Below are 20,738 nucleotides of genomic sequence, written 5' to 3'. Positions count from 1 at the left end.
GCCCAGCAGGTAGGGCGGGGTAAAGAACGAGGTAAAGAGGTAGTAAGCCAGTAGTAAGTAAGTATAAACCGCAGTCCATGCCACCAGTCAACACGGGCTGGTGGCATGCTATATTAATAGCTCAAGATATGAAAGCAGAACTATTGAAGGGTCTTCAAACGTTGGATCGTGCGACCCGGGCCGTCAGTTTAGCAACCGCTGAAGTGCCGCAGGTAGCTGAACTGGATCAGGAGGCCTTGCTGGAAAGTATCCGTTTTGCCGAACAGCTGTTCCCGGGCCGAGTAGTGGTCCTGTGCCACTTAAAACACCAAACGTCTCCCTACGTGAGTTCTAACTGTAAACAAATATTAGGTTACTCGGAACGGGAGTTTAAAGGTTTTTCCCCGGAAAGCTTCCTGACCCTGGTGCATCCGGATGATCTCCAGGCGGTGAGTAGTGGTTACCAATACATACAGGAGTTTTCCAGGCAAGGGGAATTGCACCGGTTACGTTTTGTAATCAATTACCGTTTTAGGCGGAAAGATGGCCAGTATGTACACCTGCGGGATGAAAAAATCACCTTGCTCACCAAACACCAGCGACCTGTTTTTTTCATACTGCTGGAGGAGACCAAAGCCATTCCATTCCGGGAAGTTAATCTCGAGGTGTTTTCTGTTAAGGAGAAAGGCCTTCGTAAAATAAACACCTACCGATTAGGGGCCAAAAAACAGAAATTAACTTCCCGGGAGATGGAAGTGGTAGACTTAATCTACCGAGGATTGACTACAAAAGAAATTGCGGATACCCTCTCTATTACCACCAGCACGGTCAAGAAACATCGGTACAGCTTATTTCTAAAGGCTAACGTCAAAAATAGTCATGCCCTCATTGCCTATGCCAATGCGGAAGGTTGGTTATAGAAATCACATCATAAGCCTAAGGAGCCTGGACGTACTTCCCAGGTTAACAGAGGAACGTCTAGCCCAGCAGCATTTATAAAACTAAAAATAGGATATTCCCCTGAGGGATTAACTTCTTTTCTTAATCAGCTACTATTTTTTCTCCTGCCAGGCTAAATACCTATATACCGTCGACCGGCTTAAATGAGATAACTGACTAATTTCGGCAATCGAATGCGTTTTGGTTGCATACATGGCCTTGACCGCCTTGGCTTTGGTTTGAGCTTCCGGAGACAGTCCTTTCGGCCGCCCCCCTAGTCAGCCCCTGGCCCGAGCCGAGGCCAAGCCGGCTTTCGTTCGTTCACGGATCAGATCCCGTTCAAACTCAGCTAGCGAAGCAAATAGGTTACACACCAAGCGTCCCTGAGCAGTCGTGGTGTCAATCGCATCATTCAGACTTCGGAAACCAATGCCTTTGCTTTGAAACTCATGAACCAGGGTGAACAACTCTTTGAGGGACCTTCCGAGCCGGTCTAATTTCCAAACAATAATCGTATCCCCTTCCCGAAGAATCTCCAACAGCTTTTGTAGCTGCGGCCGCTCTTTGGCAGAGGATACCTTTTCTTGAAAGATTTTTTGACAACCCGCCTTTTTGAGGTCATCCCGTTGCAGCGATAAGTTCTGGTCCTGTCCGGGCGGCCGGTGCCGTCGAAACGCGTGCGTATCCGAAGAGCATAAAACTGTTTCACAAACTCATGCAAATATAGGAAAAAGGAACATAGATTGGTGAGATGGGTTTTTGAGACGGCCAGGCCGAGAAGGGAAGCTGCTTCCTGGCGTAACAAGAAGCGTGTCATAAAACGGGCGATTAAGGAGACAGATATGAAACATAGACTTTGTACTTTTCCCACGTTCATTTCGTAACTGATGTTATGAAAAGTTTAGAAGATGATCGCCAAATATAATCTTTACAAATATAAAAATCTTTATACTTTCTGCTCTACTCGAATTACATGTATATAATGTTTGAACTTGGTAGGTTCTTAATTTGAGTTTTTGAAAAAGCCGCTTCTTTTATCTTAATCACTACTTCGTTAATCTTCCTTATTTTTTGCATAGTATTAAAATCGTAGTTTTCACAATCGGCAAATTTAAAGACCTGCTTCTTCTGTCCATTATAGAAGACGGTTAGTTGTATCATGTCAAGTGGTAGCTCTTCACACTTAGGATCTGGTTTATATAAAGTTGGTAAGCTATAAAGCTTGTTGTTAATATACGTATCTTTTATTAGTGATATTTCCTGTTCAGATAAATCTAGTTTAACTGTGGTATCTTTTTGATCCATGTACCTAACCATGTATAGGTTATCTTTTGCGTTGATTACATAAGAAATATTACTCTCAAGAATAAAAGAAAACTTTTCAACTCTCAATTCTTTCCGACAAGATACAAGTAGTACCCCTAGTAATAGAAAAGTATAACACCTTTGAAAGCTCATTAAAGGTTCCGTTTAGTTGTATAAGTGCTGTTATGTTAGGATAGCTATCAAATTTAACAAGTGTTTTTTCACTTCTGACTTCTCTTCAGGGCTTATTAAGATATTGATTAGCTCTTGACCGGTATCGGTATTCACTAAGTGAATACCGACATAGCCTTAACTCCAAAAGTCAATAGCACCTATCTTTTCTCCCTTTCCAAACTCTACTTGACTCAAATTGCCTAGGTCTCCGTTTTGAAAGTGTCGATAGCTGATTTCTAGCTCCATCTTCCTGTTGTATAATCTGATTTAAGATAGCCAAGCTACTAAAGTTTTAGGTAGCTACTGAAATTATCTCACCAGGAAGTTTGTTCTTTTCCCGAATTCGTTTTCTAACTACCACTATCTTAAGAGACTATCCGTAGAACTGCGTGGTAAGTCTATCAATGATTAAATCTACTTTGTGTCCAAAATTTGTATACCTGCTGTTGATCGTTCCTTTGGCCCTTCTAGCTTCGACTAACCCTATCATGAAGTTGTCGAATTGCCAAAGAGGAATAGAGAGTTCAACTTCACCGTCTTGATTAAAAAGATTCTCCTGGCGAAAAAGGTAATTAAAGTTATTTTGCTGGCTAAAACAGCTTTTTATCGTTTCATATTCATCGTTAGAGAGTATTACACTAACCTTTTTCATCTGTTGTATAAGTTGCATTATAATCATTAACCAGGTAATAATCCTTTCTGAATTAACTTAGCTCTAATCCTTTCTAGTTTAGCTTTATCCGTGGAGGTAGTAAAACCAACCCCATAAATAAAGGGGCCCATACGCCCACTCCATCCTTTCTGAAAAGCTCTTGGTTCATAACCAGCTATCTGACCTTCTATCTCCACCTTACCCGCTTTAATCCCTTTTACAATCAAGTTAACACAAGGATAAATTTGCTCCTCTCCTTGATACACGCGATCCACTAGTCGGCTTAAAATCTTTTGTTGATCATATTCCCAAGTCGATTCACCTATCCACTTAAAGGCGAGGTCTCTGGGAAAATCTTTTTCAGCATAAATTTCTGCATACTGGATCAGTTCTTCCAGAGTGTTTCGAACAAAGTTAATGAACTCAATCCTGGTCATTTTTCAGATCTTTTTGACGTCGGTGTTGTGCTATATGATCAGACATTATCAAAACCAATCTGAGGAATTTGGGGAGATCAGGTTAAATTTCGGATCTTCACTAATGCTTCCTTTGATAAGACGCCTGCCCCACTGAGAGCCCCTTCATATTCAGGCGTTTTAAGGATTGCTGATCAACCATCCAATTTATACCTCTTTTTTAGGTCAGTTAAAAGCTCAACTTATGGAAGTGAAAATAATTCAGAATTACCAAGTACACTCAAAATCAGGCTGGCTTGAGAAAAGTAAATGCTATTTCTGATTGTGAAAGTATTCCCAAGCGTAACCCTCTATTTCGTTACCTTTAGTAGGTTCATCGCATTGCTCATTGAATAATTTATACATCTGCTGATTGTTGTCACCAATTAAAGCTCCGCCATCCAATCCTAACAAAACAGTATATAAAGCGTCTGTCACAGGGCACCATCGAGGATTCTATAAAAGGTTCCTGTTTCGCTACTATCTACACCTAATGACTTAATCATTTTGGCTATGTGAGCACTCGCATATTCATCTTAAGAAGGATGAAAGTACATTCTAAGGAGTTGAGTTTTTAACTCATAAAAACCATCCACAAAGTCTTCTTCTGGCATTGTTAACGGTTGTTCAAGTGTGATTAAGTTAGCGAAGAGGAATAACTGATTGCCAATAAATGCCCATCTGGCCTCTACTGGTTAGGTCACTTTGTTTAAGTTGCAGAATGATAGAATCATAATCTAATCTGTTTTTCAGCAATTGGGTGAGATTACTATAACCGTTAAAGCGGTCGAACACATTCTCCCAATCAGCGTAATAACTCACCATGGAATAAAGCTCAGCGTCAACCTCGTTCTCACCAATCTGATCATCCAGGACCCGAATGATTTCCTTTTCTGCTTGTGAATCGATGTCGTTGATACCGGTTAAGAAGGATGGTTCCACCAAGGCATACCATTGGAGAAACAGGCCTCGCTTCAGCGCTTCGTTGTTTTCTTTGGCAAGATCAGCATAGCCGTCATGCACTTGTTTATAGGCATCAAATATGCCCTTAGCCTTCAGTTGGTCAGCTTTTTCTTCTATTGAGCCTTTGGTACCATCAATTTGGAGAAGCAGTTCTCTTTCCTTCTTGCTCAATTCATCTAGAGTCATGAAAAGGGTAAAGAATCAGTTGTATAGTTCGCTTTATGTCAATAAAAACTCCCACGAGAGTCGTCACTTAAAGGGCGTTCCGTCTGAATTGAAGTACCTTCTGTAACTGCCACCCGTGAGTTGTTTGGTGTCTAAATCAAGGGTAAAATCGGTCCACTCGTTATGGTGAGCCATTGGATCATAACTACTTCCGAAGATAACCCTCTTATCGATACGTAAATCCTTGATGCCATCCCAGGAAATTCGTTCGGACACCCAGATGTGCCCCGTTGAGCAAATAATGGTTACATGCGTATCTTCAACGGCTACGACTTCATCGTGATCCGTTAAGATCGCGGCTCTGATCGCACTCCCAAACGTATTGACCGGTTTTGTCTGGGTAGGCTTCATGATATAACCGTTTCCACCAGCAATGACAAGGCATAAGTTGGTCTGAGGGAAATCGAAGACCGCATGGAAGGAGCTGTGTCCAAGACTGAAATTAGCTACCCATGATTCACCGGATGGACCAAAAAACCGCACAACGAATCCCTCACTGTAGGGATTGATAAAAGGCCGTTCAACTTGGGTAACCGGGATGTACAAGGGTCCATAGGCAGGTAACCCACTTAAAATCTCGTACCTTTTTTCGCTGGTTGCCACTTCCAATAATCTGTTGTATAATCTGATTTAAGATAGCCAATCTACAAAGGTTTTAGGTAGCTACTGAAATAGTCTCACCAAACCCTGGTATAAAAAGACAAAGCCCAAACCGGGCTACCCCAGCCACACCACTTTGATTGCTGGTTTGGCATTGCATTTTGTGCATGGAGCCTATTTACCACGATGACCTGTTTTCCTTATATCTCTTATTAAGAGGATGATTGCAGTCATGAATACTATCGCATATAAAATATCTAGTCCGGGCTTTTCAAATTGTCGAGTTTGAAAGTCGAAGTGTCGAAACAGGGACACGCCTAGTATGATAGCAATAATGATTAACGCGAATCTCATCTTCTTGTAGTATCATGTAGATCTGGAATAGCCAAACTACGAAAATTCCAGGTAGGCAACGCCCCAATGGAGGAATTGCTGAAACTCCTCCATTGATAAAAGACGTCCGATACATGGGCGACGTCTTACTATTCGGGCGTTTTGTAAAACGGTATTTAGTCTGAGGTTTGTACTTTGGCAAACATAGCCATACGCTCATAATGACGAAAACTCTCAGCCAGAATGCCCTTTTCTTTCTGGGCCTTGCCCTAGCCATGGGCCTCTTCCAAAACCTGCTCTATTGGATCGTTGGCGTGGACATAGTTACACAATCCTCATTTGCCAATTATTTTCTGGCGGCTAATCTGACCTCTTTGTTAGGTACAGCATTTCTACTTCGATTTTATTATATCCAGCAATTCCGGGCAGCTTTTGTTACGGGTTTGTTCGCTTTTTTTACCGCCTTGCTGCGGGTGATGCTGCTCTATAGTATTCTGTTCCCGCTGACTAGGGCTCTTCAAGGTTATTACCCCTTTGTTTTAGTACTAGATCTCGCTGCTGGCCTCTTAGCAGCGAGCAGCTTGGTGCTTTCTCCCGCAGGAAAAAACGGCTGGTTAAAAGCCGCTGGCGTGTCCAGCTTCCTGGTGGCAAGTAGTGCCTTAGCCCTGCTAATCATCTCGATGCAGGTCTATGGCGGTCGCAGTACGCCAACCTTGGAGAAGTGGCAACTGGGGCTTTCGTTTATGGCCAGTTTACAGCCCATATTTTTCGTCGGTTATTTTTGGCAACATCCGGCTGCCCCATCACAACCCTCGGATTCGAACCTGTCTTCCTGGCAAACAATCCTTATGGACGCAGCTCGACTTATCGGCATAGCCGCTTTCCTGTTTCTGGGCGTAAGCCTGTTCGGTGAAGGAATCAGGGCCAGCTATCCCCAGCCGGAAGCCATCAAACAGGTCCGGATTTTCCAAGCGCGCACGTTTACCAATCGGCGCGGTGACACGCTCTCGTATCGCCTGCTCAGGCCACAAGGGTATGATTCTACTCAACGCTATCCGCTATTAGTTAGCCTGCACGGCGCAGCGGGTTACGGAACAGACAATATCCGCCAATTAGCCAGTTGGGAAATTCAGCGACTGACCGAGCCGAGAAATCGAAAAAAATACCCTGCCTTTATCTTAGCTCCTCAGTGTTCCCGTGGCACCAGTTGGGGTGGCTTACCGCACCTGGTGCCACGGGATACGATCGTTTTTGACTTGCTGAACGCTCTGGAAAGGGAATTTAGCATTGACTCCAATCGGCGGTACGTGGTGGGCCATTCGCTGGGAGGCTATGGCACCTGGTCTTTCATCGGGACTCGCCCGGGTGTGTTTGCTGCTGCCCTGCCCTTAAGTGGAGCCGGTGACCCTAGCTTGGCCAAAAACATGGTGGACATAGCCATCTGGGCCTTCCACGGAGAAACGGACCGGAATGTACCGGTTGAAGGATGTCGGACTGTCATTAAGGCTATCCAACAAGCGGGTGGACACCCACGTTACACCGAGTATGCAGGAGTGGGGCACTATCTTAACCCTAGCTTAGACGCTACGCCAGGTATACTGGACTGGCTGTTTGCTCAAAGACGAGGGATCCAGCAGAAGTAGAGCGTTATGAAGAATAGGGTTCCTGCTTGTCTCACTTCTAATGACCCTGAAGCCAATGGACACAGAGTAATGTCGCTTAAAACGCTCCTTTTGCGAAGCATAAAGCAGTCTGTCTGTAACAGAAAGAAGATAGCCTGTTTTTTTCAGTGTTTATCGAGGTTGGCAGGCGCTGGTTACTAAATTGGCGTTTTATACACTAGGCTAATCAAGTATGACACAATGATATTCACTAAACTAGTCCCGAGTGTTTTTTATACGGATATCCACGATGGGCTGAACTTATTTGTTCAATGCCTCCAGTTCAGCATCACCCATGATGAGCTGGCAACAAGTCGGCCTTTTTGTGTGCTTGAAAAAAATGGGTTACAACTTTACCTGTTTGAAGACGCCGGCTTAGCCCAGGAACATCATCCGGAGTTTAGACTCGTCACCGAGGATATTGAATCGGTGTATCAACACATAGCCGCCAGCCATCCGGAGTTTCTGCATCCCAATCTTCCCAGGGTAACCCTTCGCCCCTGGGGGGCCAAAGAGTTCGCCCTACGGGATAATCAGCTTGGTATTGTCATTCAACAGTGGTAAGTCCGACTTCAGGGACAAGAATTGCCCACTCACAGAATAAGTCCTCCTTTAAAAGAAGACGTATAGTTCATTCGTCCTATTGGTGCAAGGTTAAACCAACCTTTATGCCTGTACGCGTATGGTAGGTTAAAAACGCTCCTTTATTAAAGCGTTTAAACGGCAATTATTTAAGTGTCCTTGGGTGGCGCACCGCTTCCACCACTTCCCGAATCGCCTCGATCACCCGGTCCGGATCGTCCACTTCAATGTGATGCCCGCTCTGGTGAGCAATGACCTGTTTGCTGTTGGATGACAAGCCGGTCAAAGCTGCCTGCGCCTGTTTGCGTTCCTGTTCGGCCGAATCCGTATCCGAAGCGTTGCCCGGGCCTTTCGTCAACACGATCAGGGGAATCGCCTTCAGATACTGCGGATGGGCTTTCTGGTACTGGAGCAACAGGGCTAATTCGTCGATCTCAAAGTGATTGTCATTGGCCGCATAGTACTCGTACCGGCTGCTAGCCCATAGGCGAAGCTGGCGCGCCGATTCAGGCAGCTTTTGGTAGGCCGGATTTAAGGTAGGACGCTTCAATTGGATACCCGATTTGGCCAGCACCTCGTCGAGAAACTGACGGGCTTCCGGCGTCTGGGCCAATTGCCGATCTTCAGCGGTAGCGGTTTTTTGGACTGCCGGAATCGGCCGCGGGCTAATGTCAGCGGCCCTTGTGGGTTTGCCATTGACATACTTCAGGCTATTTTCCAGACCGCTATCGACCAGCACCAGTCCAGCCACTTCGGCAGGGTACTGCTGAGCGAAGAGCCGCATCAGAATCCCGCCATAGGAAGCTCCTACCAGCACATAGGGACCGGTAACGCCCGCTCGCTGGAGCAGCGTATGCAATTCATAGACGGTTTGATGCATCGTGTGCGGCCGGGGTCCCAGCTCGCTCCAGGCCGAGCCAGCCCGATCGTAGGCGTACACGCGAGCGAAGGTGGCAACCCGGGGCTGTACTAAACTCCAATCGAAGGAAAACCCGCCGGCGCCCGATTCAAGGATGACGGTAGGGCCCTGAGCCTGATTCGTGCCTTGCCCGACGAGGTGTAATCGCCAACCTCCGATGTCAACCAACTGGCCCAAAGGTTTCGGAGCACCGGCGGTAGAATCCGACTGTCCCCAAGTCGTTGACAGGGGTGCAATCAGCAAGAGTAGCGCAAAAAACAGAGCCGGTCGGAGCTGGCTGGCATGCTTAGCCATAGGCGTGGTCAGTATGGGTGAAGGCATGGGTCCGATATGCTGGTGAATCAGAAAAATGATGACCCCAAAATCGGTGGAAACGAGTAAAGGTGTAGCGGTTTTAGGGCGACATTTTCATGGTATTGGTGTCCAAAGCCAGATTGAACACTAAACAAAGGGAAAGGGTACTCTTTTCTCTCAAAAACCCTCCATTGATAAGACATGCTCAACATAGGTAGCGTCTTACTTTTCGGGCGATTTAAGAGAAAGATATGAAATAAAAATTGTACTTTTCTCACGTTCAGTTTATAACTAACTTTATGTAAAGAGAATTAAGTCAGAGTTAGCAGATTAATCCAAATCAGGTGCTTCTTAACTAATGGCTACCTTAATGTGACTTTGAGTCGGATAAATGACGCTTCAAAAAGTCATTCACCGCGCTGAAAAAGAGTGTGGGCTGTTCCACGCTGACAAAATGGCCCGCTTCATTAATCCCCTTTACCTCGGCTTGAGGTAGCGAGCGACTTAGTTGGTAGAACGTAGTTGCGCCAGTGGGATCTTGCCAGCCATAAATAATCAGAGCTGGTCCCTTGTACGCTTTCAGTGTCGATTCTAGATTAAACCCTTCCCGTCGTAAACTACGCCACATCAGCGAACTCATAGCTTGATTTCTAACTCCTTTTTCCACCTGAGCAAAAACACGAGCGGCTTTCGATCGATCATAAACGGAATTAGCGACTCGTATTCGTCTTAATTCTCTGGTGGCCAGTTGAGGGTTTTGTTTGCCCATCGGGGAATCCAGCCAATAATTGATTGCACTTGTATCTGAAAGTTGGTAACCTCTTTTGGTACTTGCGTCAATAATAGGAGTGTGTGCTAGGTTAATCTCGCCACTCCCATTCAAGATAAGCAGGCCAACCCGGGTAGGATAGCTAGCCGCATAAGCGGCGGCTAACATGCCGCCCCAGGAATGGCCATAGATGTTTAGTTTAGTGACTCCTAAACGCTTACGCAGTACATCCAGATCATTGATGGCTGAATGAATATTGATCGTGGTGCTATCCATAGGTTTGGTCCAGGAGCGACCCGTCCCGCGCTGCTCGAAGAGGATGACGCGATACGACTTAGCCAAGCTGTCAACGACATCGGACTCTTGCTCTGCGCTAATGCCAGGGCCGCCACTTAATACCACGATTGGCGTACCGGTTCCATAGGTATGATAGTATAAAACCGCATTATTGAGCACGAGTGAATCGGTCTTCTGAACCCGTGATCGGGTTTGTATAGATAGCTGCCAAACGAAGAGGGTGAGTAGATAGTACTTCATGTCAGGTGGAGATAGAAGCTAACTCTATGTATTGTTTCTTCAAGATCGCTATTTTCCTGTTGCTGCGCCCATTGACTTAGTAAATGGTCTTTTCAGCAGCATGCGAATTGTTGTATAATCAAACGTTATGATAACCAATTTAAAAATTTTGGAAGAAATTAGAGAAAATGCAGGATTCTCATTTTTCCCTCCTTTTGCGACATGAAATAGTATTCATCTGTTTGCGGCTAATAGATAGCACTTGTGGCATAACTCCCTGGAGGATTAGGATATTAGTCGCCAGTACGATAACTTGTAGTAAATCAACAGAATTAGCTTATTTAAGCAGCGCTAATCTATGCGACTGATTTTCACTACACTCTTGCAGGCTACTAGTGTCTTCCTGTTTTTAACAGCGGTAGGTCTTGTAATCATTGGCATTCTGATGAAATTTCAATATTACTCGAAATTTTATTGGATTATTCTAATCGGTGTAGGGCTGATAGGCATTGCCATTGGACTGGCTAAGTGGGTAGAAAACTGAAACGAAGTCAGTACTCCTCTAATTCTTAAATACCCATAAAACGCTGCTTAAAACAGCTGCTGAACGGCCAGGTTAAATGTCGCATTTTTTGCAATGAAAGGAAAAAGTATCAAGCTCAATGGATACCTGGTCTAACCGGAGTTGTTCGCGTAAGTATTTGGAGAATGATTTTGGCGGCTCAGGCTCATTTGTGATCTTTTGCTCGTCTGCTATTAGGGCAAAGTCATCCAGAGTGAATTGCCTGCCGTGGATTTTTGGGAACATAAGCTCAAATGTTTCGAGCTCTTGTCGCTTTGATTGAATGCGTTTATTCGCTAGTGCATCATGCTTTACAACATGGCGTTTAACATCCCACTGGTCAGGTCTACCATACACCTCAGTTAAAAAGTAGCGCCGTTTACCATTTTGGTAGGCCTCAATTTGGACCAGGGCTTTGCCTTCCTGATCGAGTTGCTTTTTGCGATTGAAAATAATTCGATAAGTAGCCATTATTAGCTTGTTTTTAGTTAACGGCTGTAAACTTATCGAGCTGAGAGGACCTAAAATAGGGTAGCAAACGGGTAGCATATCCAATTAGAACCAAAAGGGAGTAATAAGACTAATTGATGCTATAAATTTGTTTTTTAACATTAAAAAACCCTGTAAACCAAAGATTTACAGGGTTTTTCTCATTTTTGCAGCGGTCCGGACGGGACTCGAACCCGCGACCCCATGCGTGACAGGCATGTATTCTAACCAACTGAACTACCGGACCGTTTTCGTTCATCGTTTCCCGAAAACGTGGTGCAAAGGTAGACGTTTTTCGGCTTTACGCAATACCTTTACCGAAAAAAAGCCGAGAAATCGATGAAGAAACCGCAACCCGCCGAATACCCGCACTCCCGGTATTTTTCCAATTATATCGATCTGGTTGATTCCGAGAATGTTATTGAGACCCTGCGCCGGCAGTTGGTAACGGTCGAGGAATTGTTTGAAAATCTCTCGTCCGAACAGCAGAATTTTCGCTACGCCGAAGGCAAGTGGTCGCCGAAGGAAATGCTCGGACACATGATCGATACGGAACGCATTTTTGCCTATCGCGCCCTCTGCATTGCCCGGGGTGAACGACAGTCGCTGCCCGGCTTCGATGAGAATGAGTACTTCGCCCACTCCAATTTCGACAGCCAGGCCCTGAACCACCTCCTGAATCATTACCGCTACGTCCGGCTTTCGACAATCGCGCTGGCGGAAAGCCTGCCCGAGGAGGCTCACACCCGCGTCGGAACCGCCAACGGAAACCCGGTTTCCGCCCGCGCCATCTTCTCCATCCTGGCTGGGCATGAAAAACACCATTTGAACGTTCTGGCAGAACGGTACAAATTGTAGAATAAATGAATGATTTAATGATTGAATAAGCTCCGCCATTTTCGGCATTGAGGAGCCCATTCAATCATTCAATTATTCTACAATTCAACAATTCCTATGCGTATTCACGACATCACCGAGTACCTGGACCGCTGGGCTCCTCCGGCTTATCAGGAAAGCTATGACAACGCGGGGCTGATCGTCGGCGACCCGAATGCGGAGGTGACCGGGGTGCTGGTGACGCTCGATGCGACCGAAGCGGTGGTGGAGGAAGCCGCCCGCAAGGGCTGCAACCTCATCGTGGCTCATCACCCGATCGTGTTTCGCGGGCTGAAAAAGCTGAACGGGCGCAACTACGTGGAGCGGGCGGTCATCCGGGCCGTAAAAACCGACGTAGCCATCTACGCGGCCCATACCAACCTCGATAACGTCGTGGGTGGGGTGAATTTCAAAATTGCCGAAAAGCTGGGACTGACCGGCGTTCGTATTCTGGCGCCCAAATCCGGGGTGTTGAGCAAACTGGTGGTTTTTGTGCCCCACGACCATACCGCCCGGATGCTGAATGCCCTGTACGAAACCGGAGCCGGACAGATCGGGGCCTACGAACATTGTTCGTTCCGGGTCGGCGGTACCGGCACGTTCAGGCCGCTGGAAGGGGCCAGTCCGGCCGTCGGCCAGGTGGGGCAGGACGAAACCGTCTCCGAAGAACGGGTCGAGGTCATTTTCCCGGCCCATCTGGAAAAGCGAATGGTGACCGCCATGCGACGGGCGCATCCTTACGAGGTTCCCGCCTACGACCTGTATGCCCTTCTGAATGAAAACCAGGAGGTCGGTTCGGGAGCGGTCGGTGAGCTGCCGGAAGCGCTGCCTGAACCGGATTTTCTGGCTTTTCTGAAAGAGCGGATGGGTCTGAAAACGTTCCGGTTTACCCCTCTGCTCGGAAAGACCGTGCGCCGGGTGGCGGTCTGCGGAGGGGCAGGCGGTTTTCTGCTGAACGATGCCGTCCGGGCCGGTGCGCAGGTGTTCATTACCGCCGATTACAAATACCACGAATTTTTCGACGCCGACGGCCGTATCCTGATCGCCGACATTGGCCATTATGAAAGTGAAGTGTTTACTAAAGACTTGATTCAACAGCATTTGTTGAAAAAGTTTACTACCTTTGCGGTAATTTTGTCCGAAATAGTCACCAACCCGGTGAACTACTACCCATAGGCAGCAAAAACATCTCGAATGGAACTGACGATTGCTCAAAAACTCGAAGCGCTTCTCAAACTTCAATCCATTGACTCTCAGCTTGATGAAATAAAGAAAATACGGGGCGATCTGCCGGAGGAAGTCCGTGATCTGGAGGACGATATCGCCGGTTTTGAAACCCGTATCGGTAAATTCAACGCCGACATTCAGACCCTGGAAGAGGAGATCGATAAGTTCAAGGCGACCAAAAAGGATGCCGAGAAACTGATCGCCCGCTATAAAGACCAGCAGATGAACGTTCGCAACAACCGCGAATTTGACGCCATTTCAAAGGAAATTGAGCTTCAGACGCTGGAAATCGAGCTGGCCGACAAGAAAATCAACGAAGCCGCCTTTAAAATCCGCAATAAGCAGGAGGAGATCAAGGCGACGCAGAGCGCCCTCGACGAACGCAAAGAGGACCTGAAAGCCAAGATGCAGGAGCTGAACCAGATCACCTCCGAGAGCCAGGAAGAAGAAAAAGCCCTGATCGACGAGCGCGACCAGCAGGCGACCCATATCGAAGAGCGGCTGCTGAAATCCTACAACAAGATCCGGGAGAACGCCCTCAATGGGCTGGCGGTCGTGATGGTGAAGCGTGGCGCCTGCGGTGGCTGCTTCAACGTCGTTCCGCCCCAGCGGCAGGCCGACATCCGGGATAAGAAGAAAATTATCGTCTGTGAACACTGCGGCCGGATTTTCGCCGACGTCGAAGGCGCCCCGGAACCGCTGCCTTCCCGCCGGTAATCCGAACTGATAAGCTATTTTCAGAAGGCCGTCTTTCCCGACGGCCTTTTTTGTTGGAAAATCGCCCCGTATTTTCGCCCCATGCGAAGCGTCATCCTCTTTCTGGGTCTCCTGCCCTGGGCAGTCGGCGTTCAGGCAGCCGATTTTGAGTTTTCCCCGGCTCTTCGGCAGGCGTACGCCGACGTCTTTGCGCTGAAAGTACAGGAAGGACGAAAGGCGCTGGCGACCGAAACCGCCCGCGGAAACGGAATAGCCCTCTGGCTGGAAGACTTCGCCGACATGGTGACCCTGCTGGTTTCCGACGACCGAAACGCCTTTCGGCAGTGGTCGGACCGCGAAGACCAGCGACTCGACCGCCTGCGGGAACTGGACCCGGCCTCCCCCTGGCAGCGCCTTACCCAGGCCGAGGTGCGGCTCCACTGGGCCTTCGTCAAACTAAAATTCGGGCAGGAGGTCAGCGCCTGCTGGGACATCATCCGGGCCTACCGGCTGCTCGAAGAAAACCGGAAGAAGTTTCCCGACTTTCTGCCGACCTATAAGTCCCTCGGCGTGCTGCACGTCCTGATCGGTTCCGTGCCCGAAAGTTACACCTGGGTAACGGGCATGCTGGGCCTGCGGGGTGATGTGAAACAGGGTTTACAGGAAATCCGGACCGTGGCCCGGAAAGATGCGGTATTCCGCACCGAAGCCCGGCTGATCGACCTGCTCATCCACGCCTACGTCCTGAAGTTTTCGGCCGCCGAAGCCGCCGACCTGAAACAGCTCGTACGGGAAAACCCCGATCATCTGCTGCTCCATTTCTTCGCCACTTCCATCCTCATGAAGGACGCCCGGAGCGGGGAAGCCCTGGACTACCTCGAAAACCGGCCGACCGGTCCGCAGTATCTTTCCTTCCCGCTTCTGGATTATCTGAAAGCCGAAATCCTGGTGCAGAAGTCGGATTACGGGTCGGCGGCCGCCACGTACCGCCAGTTTCTGAGCCGGTACCGGGGCGTCAACTTCCTGAAGGATACTTACTACAAACTCTTTCTCTGCGCCTGGCTGACGAACGACGACGCCCGGGCGCTTCCCCTGCTCCGCCAGGTGGAACAGGTCGGAGCTGCGGTGGTGGAATCGGATAAGGCGGCCCAGAAATTTGCGGAGTCGTTCTTCAGAAAAGGGGTGTCGCCCCGGCAGAAGATCCTGATGAAGGCCCGGTTTGCCACCGACGGCGGTTTTTCCGATACCGCTCTGGATGCCCTCCGGCCGTATTCCGAAGCCGCCTTCCCGCTGCCGGCCGAAAAAGCCGAGTTCAACTACCGCAAAGCCCGCATCTATCAGCGCCGGGGCGACATCGACGAAGCCATCCCGTTTTTTGAACGGGCCATCGTCCTGAGCGAAGCGGAACAGTTTTCCTTCGGGGCTACGTCGTCCCTCCAATTGGGTTACATTTTCCAGCAAAAGCGTAACTTGCCCAAAGCGAAAGCGTATTTTCAAAAGGCGCTGAGCTACCGGAAACACGAGTACAAAAACAGTATCGACAACAAGGCCCGGGCCGCCCTGAACGAACTGGACGGCTGATCCAACCCTAACTTTTACCCTTAACCCTTCTGATGATGGCCCTTCGTGACTATGTCGTCGCCCGTGTCGACGAACTCCAAAACGGGCAGATGAAAGAAGTGAAAGCCGGCGAAACCGACGTGCTGCTGGCCCGCGTCGACGGCACTTTCTACGCCCTCTACGGCAAATGTACGCACTACGGCGCCCCCCTGGCCCAGGGCGCCCTGCACGGCCGGCGGGTCCGCTGCCCCTGGCATCATGCCTGTTTCGACCTCACCGACGGACGGCGGCTCGAAGCCCCGGCCCTGGACGGCCTGCCCACCTACGAGGTGCAGGTGCGGGGAGAGGAAATCATCGTGAGCGTCCCTGAGGATACCCCCGACCGGGTCACGAACCCCATGGCGAAAGCCGACCCGCTGAACCCGGCCGTCTACGTCATTCTGGGCGGTGGAGCCGCCGGAGCCTTCGCGGCTGAAGGGCTGCGGGAAGGCGGTTTTACGGGCCGTATCCTGATGATCACCGCCGAAGATACCGTTCCCTACGACCGGCCGAATTGCAGCAAGGAATACCTCCAGGGCGAGGCTCCCGAGGAATGGATGCCGCTGCGGTCGGAAGCCTTTTACCGGGAGAACGGCATCGAATTGCTGAAAAACTGCCGGGTGACGCAGGTCGATGTTCCGGCCCGCCGGCTGACGCTGGCCTCCGGCGAGACGCTCTCCTGCGAAAAGCTCCTCCTGTGTATGGGCGGAGAACCGCGTCGGCTGGGCCTTCCCGGCGAAAACCGCCCGAACGTTTTTCTGCTGCGGACACTGGCCGACAGCCGCCGACTGCAGGAAACGGCCCGGCAGTCCCGGAGGGCGGTTGTGATCGGCAGTTCCTTCATTGGGCTGGAAGGGGCGATGAGCCTGCATAAGCTGGGGTACGAGGTCACGGTGGTAGGACCGGAACCGGTGCCGTTTGCCAAAGTCTTCGGGGAGGAAGTCGGCCGGCAGATTCAGCAGTGGCACGAAGACGCCGGCATCCGGTTCCGGCTAGGCCGCAAGACCGACCGCCTGGAAGGGGAGGAGAAGGTCGGGCGGGTGGTGCTGGACAACGGTGAGGTGCTGGAAACCGACCTGGTGCTGATCGGCATCGGGGTAAGCCCGGCCACCGGGATCGTCAGCGGCCTTGCCCTCGAAAAAGACGGCGGAATCCGCGTCGACCGGTTTTTACAGGCCGCAGACGGGGTATTTGCCGCCGGGGATATCGCGCACGTTCCGCACGGCGACGAGGTCTACCGGATCGAACACTGGAAGGTGGCCGGACAGCAGGGCTACCACGCCGGGCTGAACATGGCCGGCGCCAACCGCCCCTATGAGGCTCAGCCGTTTTTCTGGAGCCTCCAGCAGGACAAAACGCTTTCCTATCTGGGCCATGCGCAGGGCTTCGACCGGATCGCCTTCGACGGGCGGCCTGAAGACGATTCCTTCCGGGCCGACTACCTGAAGGACGAAACCGTCCGGGCTACCCTGACCCTCGACCGCGATACGGAACTGGCCGAACGGGATGTATAAAAAAAGCCGGTCTGCTCATCGAGCAAACCGGCTTTTTTAGGAAACTCTTACAGACTCATCAGTTCCTTGAACCGGATGGCCTGACGGCGGCTGATCTCGATCTTGTCGCCCCCGCGGAGGGTCACCAGCAGGCCCCCGCTGAACCAGGGCTCGATCTTCTCGATCCATTGCAGGTTGATGATGTGCTTGCGGTTGGCGCGGAAGAAGGTGTTCGGGTCGAGCCGGTCTTCAAGGCTATTTAATGACTTCAGAACCAGTGGTTTCTGGTCGTCGAAGTGCAGCCGGACGTAGTTGCCCATCGACTCGAACAGCCGGACTTTGCCGAGTTTGACGAACCAGCATTTCTCCCCGTCCTTGACGAACACCTGATCATTTTCGCCCAGCACCTTGTTGGTATCCCGGCGCGGGGCTTCGGTTTCGGGGTGATGGTTGTTTTCCTCGATGCGGTTGATGGCTTCGGAAAGCCGGTTCAGCTCGATGGGTTTCAGCAGATAGTCGAGCGCGTTGAACTCGAAGGCTTTGATGGCATATTCGTCGTAGGCCGTCGTAAAGATCACTTCCGGCGATTTTCCGTCGATGGAGGTCAGCAGTTCGAACCCGTTCTTGCCCGGCATCTGGATATCCAGAAACAGCAGTTCGGGCTGAAGGTCGTCGATCATCCTGAGGGCCTCCTCGGCATTGGCGGCTTCGCCGATGACCTCGATTTTGGGGAAGTTGTCCAGCAGCCGTCTCAGTTCGTTGCGGGCCAGTCGTTCGTCGTCTACGATGAGGGTTTTCATAGTTTGGTAGCGCACCGGAGCAAGGCGGTGCCTTTTGGGGCATTAAGTTAAAGGATTTGGCAACACGTCCGGAACATCAGACTTTTTTCAGCTCTTCACTCCGCCGAAACACGCCGTCCGACTGCATCGGAATCACGATATCGGCGCAGACCACGTCCGCCGACTCCTGGCGGATGCGGAAGCTGGCATCGGTGCCGTAGAGCAGTTCGAGCCGCTGGGAAGTATTCTTGAGTCCAAAACCACCGGAGGCCTCCCTGTCGCCCAGAACGCCGGTATTACGGATGCGGATGTTCAGCATTCCGACCTCGATCCAGGTGGTCAGTTCCACAAAACCGCCGTTGATGGCCTTCTGAACCCCGTGCTTGATGGCATTTTCGACCAGGGTCTGGAGCATCATGGGCGGAACCTGGAGGTATTGCGTCTTCGGGTCGATTTCCAGCCGGCAGTTCAGGCGGTCTTCATACCGGACCTTCTCCAGCGCCAGATAATCCTCGACGGTTTTGATTTCTTCCCGAAGTTCGACGGTTTTACGCCGGTCGGCCAGCAGGGAGTTACGAAGGATGTTGGAGAGCTGGGTGATGCCCTGCTGCGCTTTGGAGGGGTTTTCCAGGACGAGCGCCCGGATGCTGTTCAGCGCATTGAAGACGAAGTGAGGGTTCAGCTGGGAGCGAAGGACCTTTGCTTCGGTTTCGCGGATGGAAGTTTTCAGCAGAATTTTTTCGATTTCGGCGTCGCGGGTTCGCTCCACGTAATGGTAGGCCGTATAGCTCAGAATCCAGGTCAGCATGGTTTTGCCCCAGGTGAGCAGGTATCCGAACACGATAAACGGCTCATCGACCAGGTACTGCGGGGTGATCTTCAGGTCGAGCGGCAGGTTGAAGGCCGTCATGATCACCGCCAGAATAAACACCGAAGTCAGCACCCGGGGGGCCAGCCGGAAGAACGGAAGCCGTACCCAGTGCCATCGTTTGATGATGAACCGGTAGAGGTGCGTTAAGGTAATTCCGAGGAAAATATTGGCGATCGCCAGATAAAAAAGATCACTGTTGAACCCATCCTGCAACCAGAAGGCGAGATACTCCACCATGATCAGAAGAGTCCACCCGAAAACCTGACAGAACCAATATATTTTTTGCTTCGACATGCGCTCACTTCAAAAATCTACTCCAATGACACTGTACCGATAGCGAATATAACCTTTACTGGATGAAGTGTGGTTTTTATTACAGGAGTGGTTCCGGATTGCTTTTTAGTGGTCCGTTCGTGATATAAATGTATTTACATCAAATGGGGCGGAATTGGGGTAAGCAGGCCCATCCGGAACGGCTTAGTGCATGACCAGCGCCAGCAGGTGGGTGCTGTCGTTGGCTACTTCAATGGTAAATTCCTGGGTGGAGTAGGAGTAATTGAGCTTGTAAAGACACAGGTTGCTGTGTTCATACTGATCCATGGCCGACAGGGGCTGGTTGACCAGCCAGGAGAGCAGAATCCGGATGGCCCTGCCGTGCATACAGATCAGGATCGGGTTCTCTTCGGGGCGGGATAAAATGAGGTCGATGACGGGTTTCTGGCGCCGGGCCACCTGTTCGGGGCTTTCGCCCTGTTCGGTGGGGTAATCGGTATGGCCGGCGGACCAGTTTTCGATCAGGGTCCGGTAATACTCGTTGTCGAAATTGTTCGGGGTTTTTCCTTCCCGGATGCCCCAGCTGATCTCGTTCAGACCCTCGTAACTTTCGTGCGGCAGGCCGGCGTCGATGAACATCTGCACCGACTGAAGGGTGCGTTTCAGTTTGGAAGTATACACTTTGGCAAACGGGATATGCTGGTAGGCCTGATGGAAAGCCAGCGCCTGCGCCCGGCCCATCGCGTTCAGATCCGAATCCACCCCACTTCCCTGGACAACGCCCTGGCGGTTATAATCGGTTTCGCCGTGGCGAATCAGATATATCGTTTTATGTTTCAATCTAACAGTTCCTTATTTATCCGAATAATTCGACAGAAATAGTATATAATAAATACCAGATAGAGATAAACCAATACCGCATCGGAAGGGGTCACCGGATTGGCGGGCCGACATTTCTTATTTACTATTTTGACGTTAACTTTCTCGCGAAAACATCCGCAAAAGTACGAAAGAAACCTTATAATATGAAGCAGGGTCTGTCTTTAGATTCATTGCAGCAATTTCACCGGAATTCGCTCATTCAGCATCTCGGCATCGAGTTTACCGAACTGGGAGAGGGGTATCTCATCGCCCGGATGCCCGTCGACCACCGGACTCACCAGCCGTTCGGTATCCTGCACGGGGGCGCATCGGTGGTGCTGGCGGAATCGCTCGGCAGCGTGGCTTCGTTTTTGCTGCTCGAAAACCCGGAGAAGCAGCGGGCCGTCGGGCTGGAGATCAACGCCAACCACGTCCGTTCGGTGAAGGAAGGCTGGGTGTACGGCAAAGTGACCCCGATCCACACCGGTCGGACCACCCACCTCTGGGACATCCGGATCACCGACGAGGAGAATCGCCTGGTGTGTATCAGCCGCCTGACCATCGCCATCATCGAGAGCCGGGATTGAGCCGGAAGCAGGGCGGTTTTTCATGGCGGAATTCCCTCCGACCCGCAAACCTTTTTTTG

At 50.2% G+C, this 20,738-nt stretch carries 21 protein-coding genes and 1 tRNA gene; 9 read left to right on the top strand and 13 right to left on the bottom strand.

Annotated features, from left to right (window positions below; genetic code table 11):
- The first annotated feature begins 128 nt into the window (after positions 1 to 128).
- Complete coding sequence (locus tag DX909_RS07430) at positions 129 to 899, top strand: LuxR C-terminal-related transcriptional regulator (protein WP_164851214.1); 771 nt, start codon at positions 129 to 131, stop codon at positions 897 to 899.
- A gap of 132 nt (positions 900 to 1,031) precedes the next feature.
- Here DX909_RS07430 and DX909_RS30035 read toward each other — a convergent pair whose 3' ends face one another.
- The 6 genes from DX909_RS30035 to DX909_RS07405 form a co-directional block, all read right to left on the bottom strand.
- Positions 1,032 to 1,133, bottom strand: coding sequence for a helix-turn-helix domain-containing protein (locus DX909_RS30035; protein WP_310589838.1), 102 nt, complete (start codon positions 1,131 to 1,133; stop codon positions 1,032 to 1,034).
- 63 nt (positions 1,134 to 1,196) lie between these two features.
- The gene (locus DX909_RS30030; RefSeq protein ID WP_310589840.1) at positions 1,197 to 1,511 is read right to left on the bottom strand and encodes a recombinase family protein; all 315 of its coding nucleotides are present in this window, start codon (positions 1,509 to 1,511) and stop codon (positions 1,197 to 1,199) included.
- 376 nt (positions 1,512 to 1,887) lie between these two features.
- Positions 1,888 to 2,223 (bottom strand): hypothetical protein, encoded by a 336-nt coding sequence (locus DX909_RS07420; protein WP_128544513.1) that lies wholly within the window; start codon positions 2,221 to 2,223, stop codon positions 1,888 to 1,890.
- A gap of 852 nt (positions 2,224 to 3,075) precedes the next feature.
- Positions 3,076 to 3,486 carry a hypothetical protein gene (locus DX909_RS07415; protein ID WP_128544512.1) on the bottom strand — a complete coding sequence of 137 codons (411 nt, stop codon included), beginning with the start codon at positions 3,484 to 3,486 and terminating at the stop codon, positions 3,076 to 3,078.
- 660 nt (positions 3,487 to 4,146) lie between these two features.
- Positions 4,147 to 4,653 (bottom strand): hypothetical protein, encoded by a 507-nt coding sequence (locus tag DX909_RS07410; RefSeq protein ID WP_128544511.1) that lies wholly within the window; start codon positions 4,651 to 4,653, stop codon positions 4,147 to 4,149.
- Between the two features lie 63 nt (positions 4,654 to 4,716).
- A complete protein-coding gene (locus tag DX909_RS07405) occupies positions 4,717 to 5,295 on the bottom strand; it encodes a hypothetical protein (protein WP_128544510.1) in 579 nt (192 codons plus the stop codon).
- Positions 5,296 to 5,846: 551 nt separating this feature from the next.
- Here DX909_RS07405 and DX909_RS07395 point away from each other — a divergent pair.
- Positions 5,847 to 7,268: a carboxylesterase family protein gene (locus DX909_RS07395; RefSeq protein ID WP_128544508.1), complete on the top strand. Its 1,422-nt coding sequence runs from the start codon at positions 5,847 to 5,849 to the stop codon at positions 7,266 to 7,268.
- A 219-nt stretch (positions 7,269 to 7,487) separates the two neighbouring features.
- Positions 7,488 to 7,850 carry a VOC family protein gene (locus tag DX909_RS07390; RefSeq protein ID WP_128544507.1) on the top strand — a complete coding sequence of 121 codons (363 nt, stop codon included), beginning with the start codon at positions 7,488 to 7,490 and terminating at the stop codon, positions 7,848 to 7,850.
- 163 nt (positions 7,851 to 8,013) lie between these two features.
- On the opposite strand, the gene DX909_RS07385 is transcribed toward DX909_RS07390, so the two are convergent.
- The 4 genes from DX909_RS07385 to DX909_RS07370 form a co-directional block, all read right to left on the bottom strand.
- Complete coding sequence (locus DX909_RS07385) at positions 8,014 to 9,081, bottom strand: alpha/beta hydrolase (RefSeq protein ID WP_164851213.1); 1,068 nt, start codon at positions 9,079 to 9,081, stop codon at positions 8,014 to 8,016.
- Between the two features lie 367 nt (positions 9,082 to 9,448).
- On the bottom strand, positions 9,449 to 10,387 hold the full coding sequence (locus DX909_RS07380) for an alpha/beta fold hydrolase (protein WP_128544505.1): 939 nt from the start codon (positions 10,385 to 10,387) through the stop codon (positions 9,449 to 9,451).
- Positions 10,388 to 10,982: 595 nt separating this feature from the next.
- A complete protein-coding gene (locus DX909_RS07375; RefSeq protein ID WP_206512970.1) occupies positions 10,983 to 11,399 on the bottom strand; it encodes an Arm DNA-binding domain-containing protein in 417 nt (138 codons plus the stop codon).
- A gap of 191 nt (positions 11,400 to 11,590) precedes the next feature.
- Positions 11,591 to 11,664 (bottom strand) — tRNA-Asp (locus DX909_RS07370).
- Between the two features lie 92 nt (positions 11,665 to 11,756).
- Here DX909_RS07370 and DX909_RS07365 point away from each other — a divergent pair.
- From DX909_RS07365 to DX909_RS07345, 5 genes are all read left to right on the top strand, one after another.
- Positions 11,757 to 12,275: a DinB family protein gene (locus tag DX909_RS07365; RefSeq protein WP_128544503.1), complete on the top strand. Its 519-nt coding sequence runs from the start codon at positions 11,757 to 11,759 to the stop codon at positions 12,273 to 12,275.
- Between the two features lie 96 nt (positions 12,276 to 12,371).
- Positions 12,372 to 13,469: a Nif3-like dinuclear metal center hexameric protein gene (locus tag DX909_RS07360; RefSeq protein ID WP_128544502.1), complete on the top strand. Its 1,098-nt coding sequence runs from the start codon at positions 12,372 to 12,374 to the stop codon at positions 13,467 to 13,469.
- A gap of 18 nt (positions 13,470 to 13,487) precedes the next feature.
- Positions 13,488 to 14,237, top strand: coding sequence for a zinc ribbon domain-containing protein (locus tag DX909_RS07355; protein ID WP_128544501.1), 750 nt, complete (start codon positions 13,488 to 13,490; stop codon positions 14,235 to 14,237).
- A gap of 81 nt (positions 14,238 to 14,318) precedes the next feature.
- Positions 14,319 to 15,797 carry a tetratricopeptide repeat protein gene (locus tag DX909_RS07350; protein WP_128544500.1) on the top strand — a complete coding sequence of 493 codons (1,479 nt, stop codon included), beginning with the start codon at positions 14,319 to 14,321 and terminating at the stop codon, positions 15,795 to 15,797.
- Between the two features lie 35 nt (positions 15,798 to 15,832).
- Positions 15,833 to 17,329: an FAD-dependent oxidoreductase gene (locus tag DX909_RS07345; RefSeq protein WP_164851212.1), complete on the top strand. Its 1,497-nt coding sequence runs from the start codon at positions 15,833 to 15,835 to the stop codon at positions 17,327 to 17,329.
- 47 nt (positions 17,330 to 17,376) lie between these two features.
- Here DX909_RS07345 and DX909_RS07340 read toward each other — a convergent pair whose 3' ends face one another.
- The 3 genes from DX909_RS07340 to DX909_RS07330 form a co-directional block, all read right to left on the bottom strand.
- Entirely contained in the window at positions 17,377 to 18,108 is a 732-nt protein-coding gene (locus DX909_RS07340) for a LytR/AlgR family response regulator transcription factor (RefSeq protein WP_128544498.1), read from the bottom strand.
- Positions 18,109 to 18,184: 76 nt separating this feature from the next.
- The gene (locus DX909_RS07335) at positions 18,185 to 19,252 is read right to left on the bottom strand and encodes a sensor histidine kinase (protein ID WP_128544497.1); all 1,068 of its coding nucleotides are present in this window, start codon (positions 19,250 to 19,252) and stop codon (positions 18,185 to 18,187) included.
- A gap of 183 nt (positions 19,253 to 19,435) precedes the next feature.
- Positions 19,436 to 20,071, bottom strand: coding sequence for a histidine phosphatase family protein (locus DX909_RS07330; RefSeq protein WP_128544496.1), 636 nt, complete (start codon positions 20,069 to 20,071; stop codon positions 19,436 to 19,438).
- Between the two features lie 185 nt (positions 20,072 to 20,256).
- Between DX909_RS07330 and DX909_RS07325 the strand changes: the two genes are divergently transcribed.
- Positions 20,257 to 20,679 (top strand): hotdog fold thioesterase, encoded by a 423-nt coding sequence (locus DX909_RS07325; protein ID WP_128544495.1) that lies wholly within the window; start codon positions 20,257 to 20,259, stop codon positions 20,677 to 20,679.
- Positions 20,680 to 20,738: the final 59 nt, after the last annotated feature.

The organism is Larkinella soli (assembly GCF_003703975.1).
GTDB classification, from domain to species: Bacteria; Bacteroidota; Bacteroidia; order Cytophagales; family Spirosomataceae; genus Larkinella; species Larkinella soli.
The sequence above is the reverse complement of the archived record's forward strand: the minus strand, read 5'-3'. Positions and strand labels throughout refer to the sequence as shown.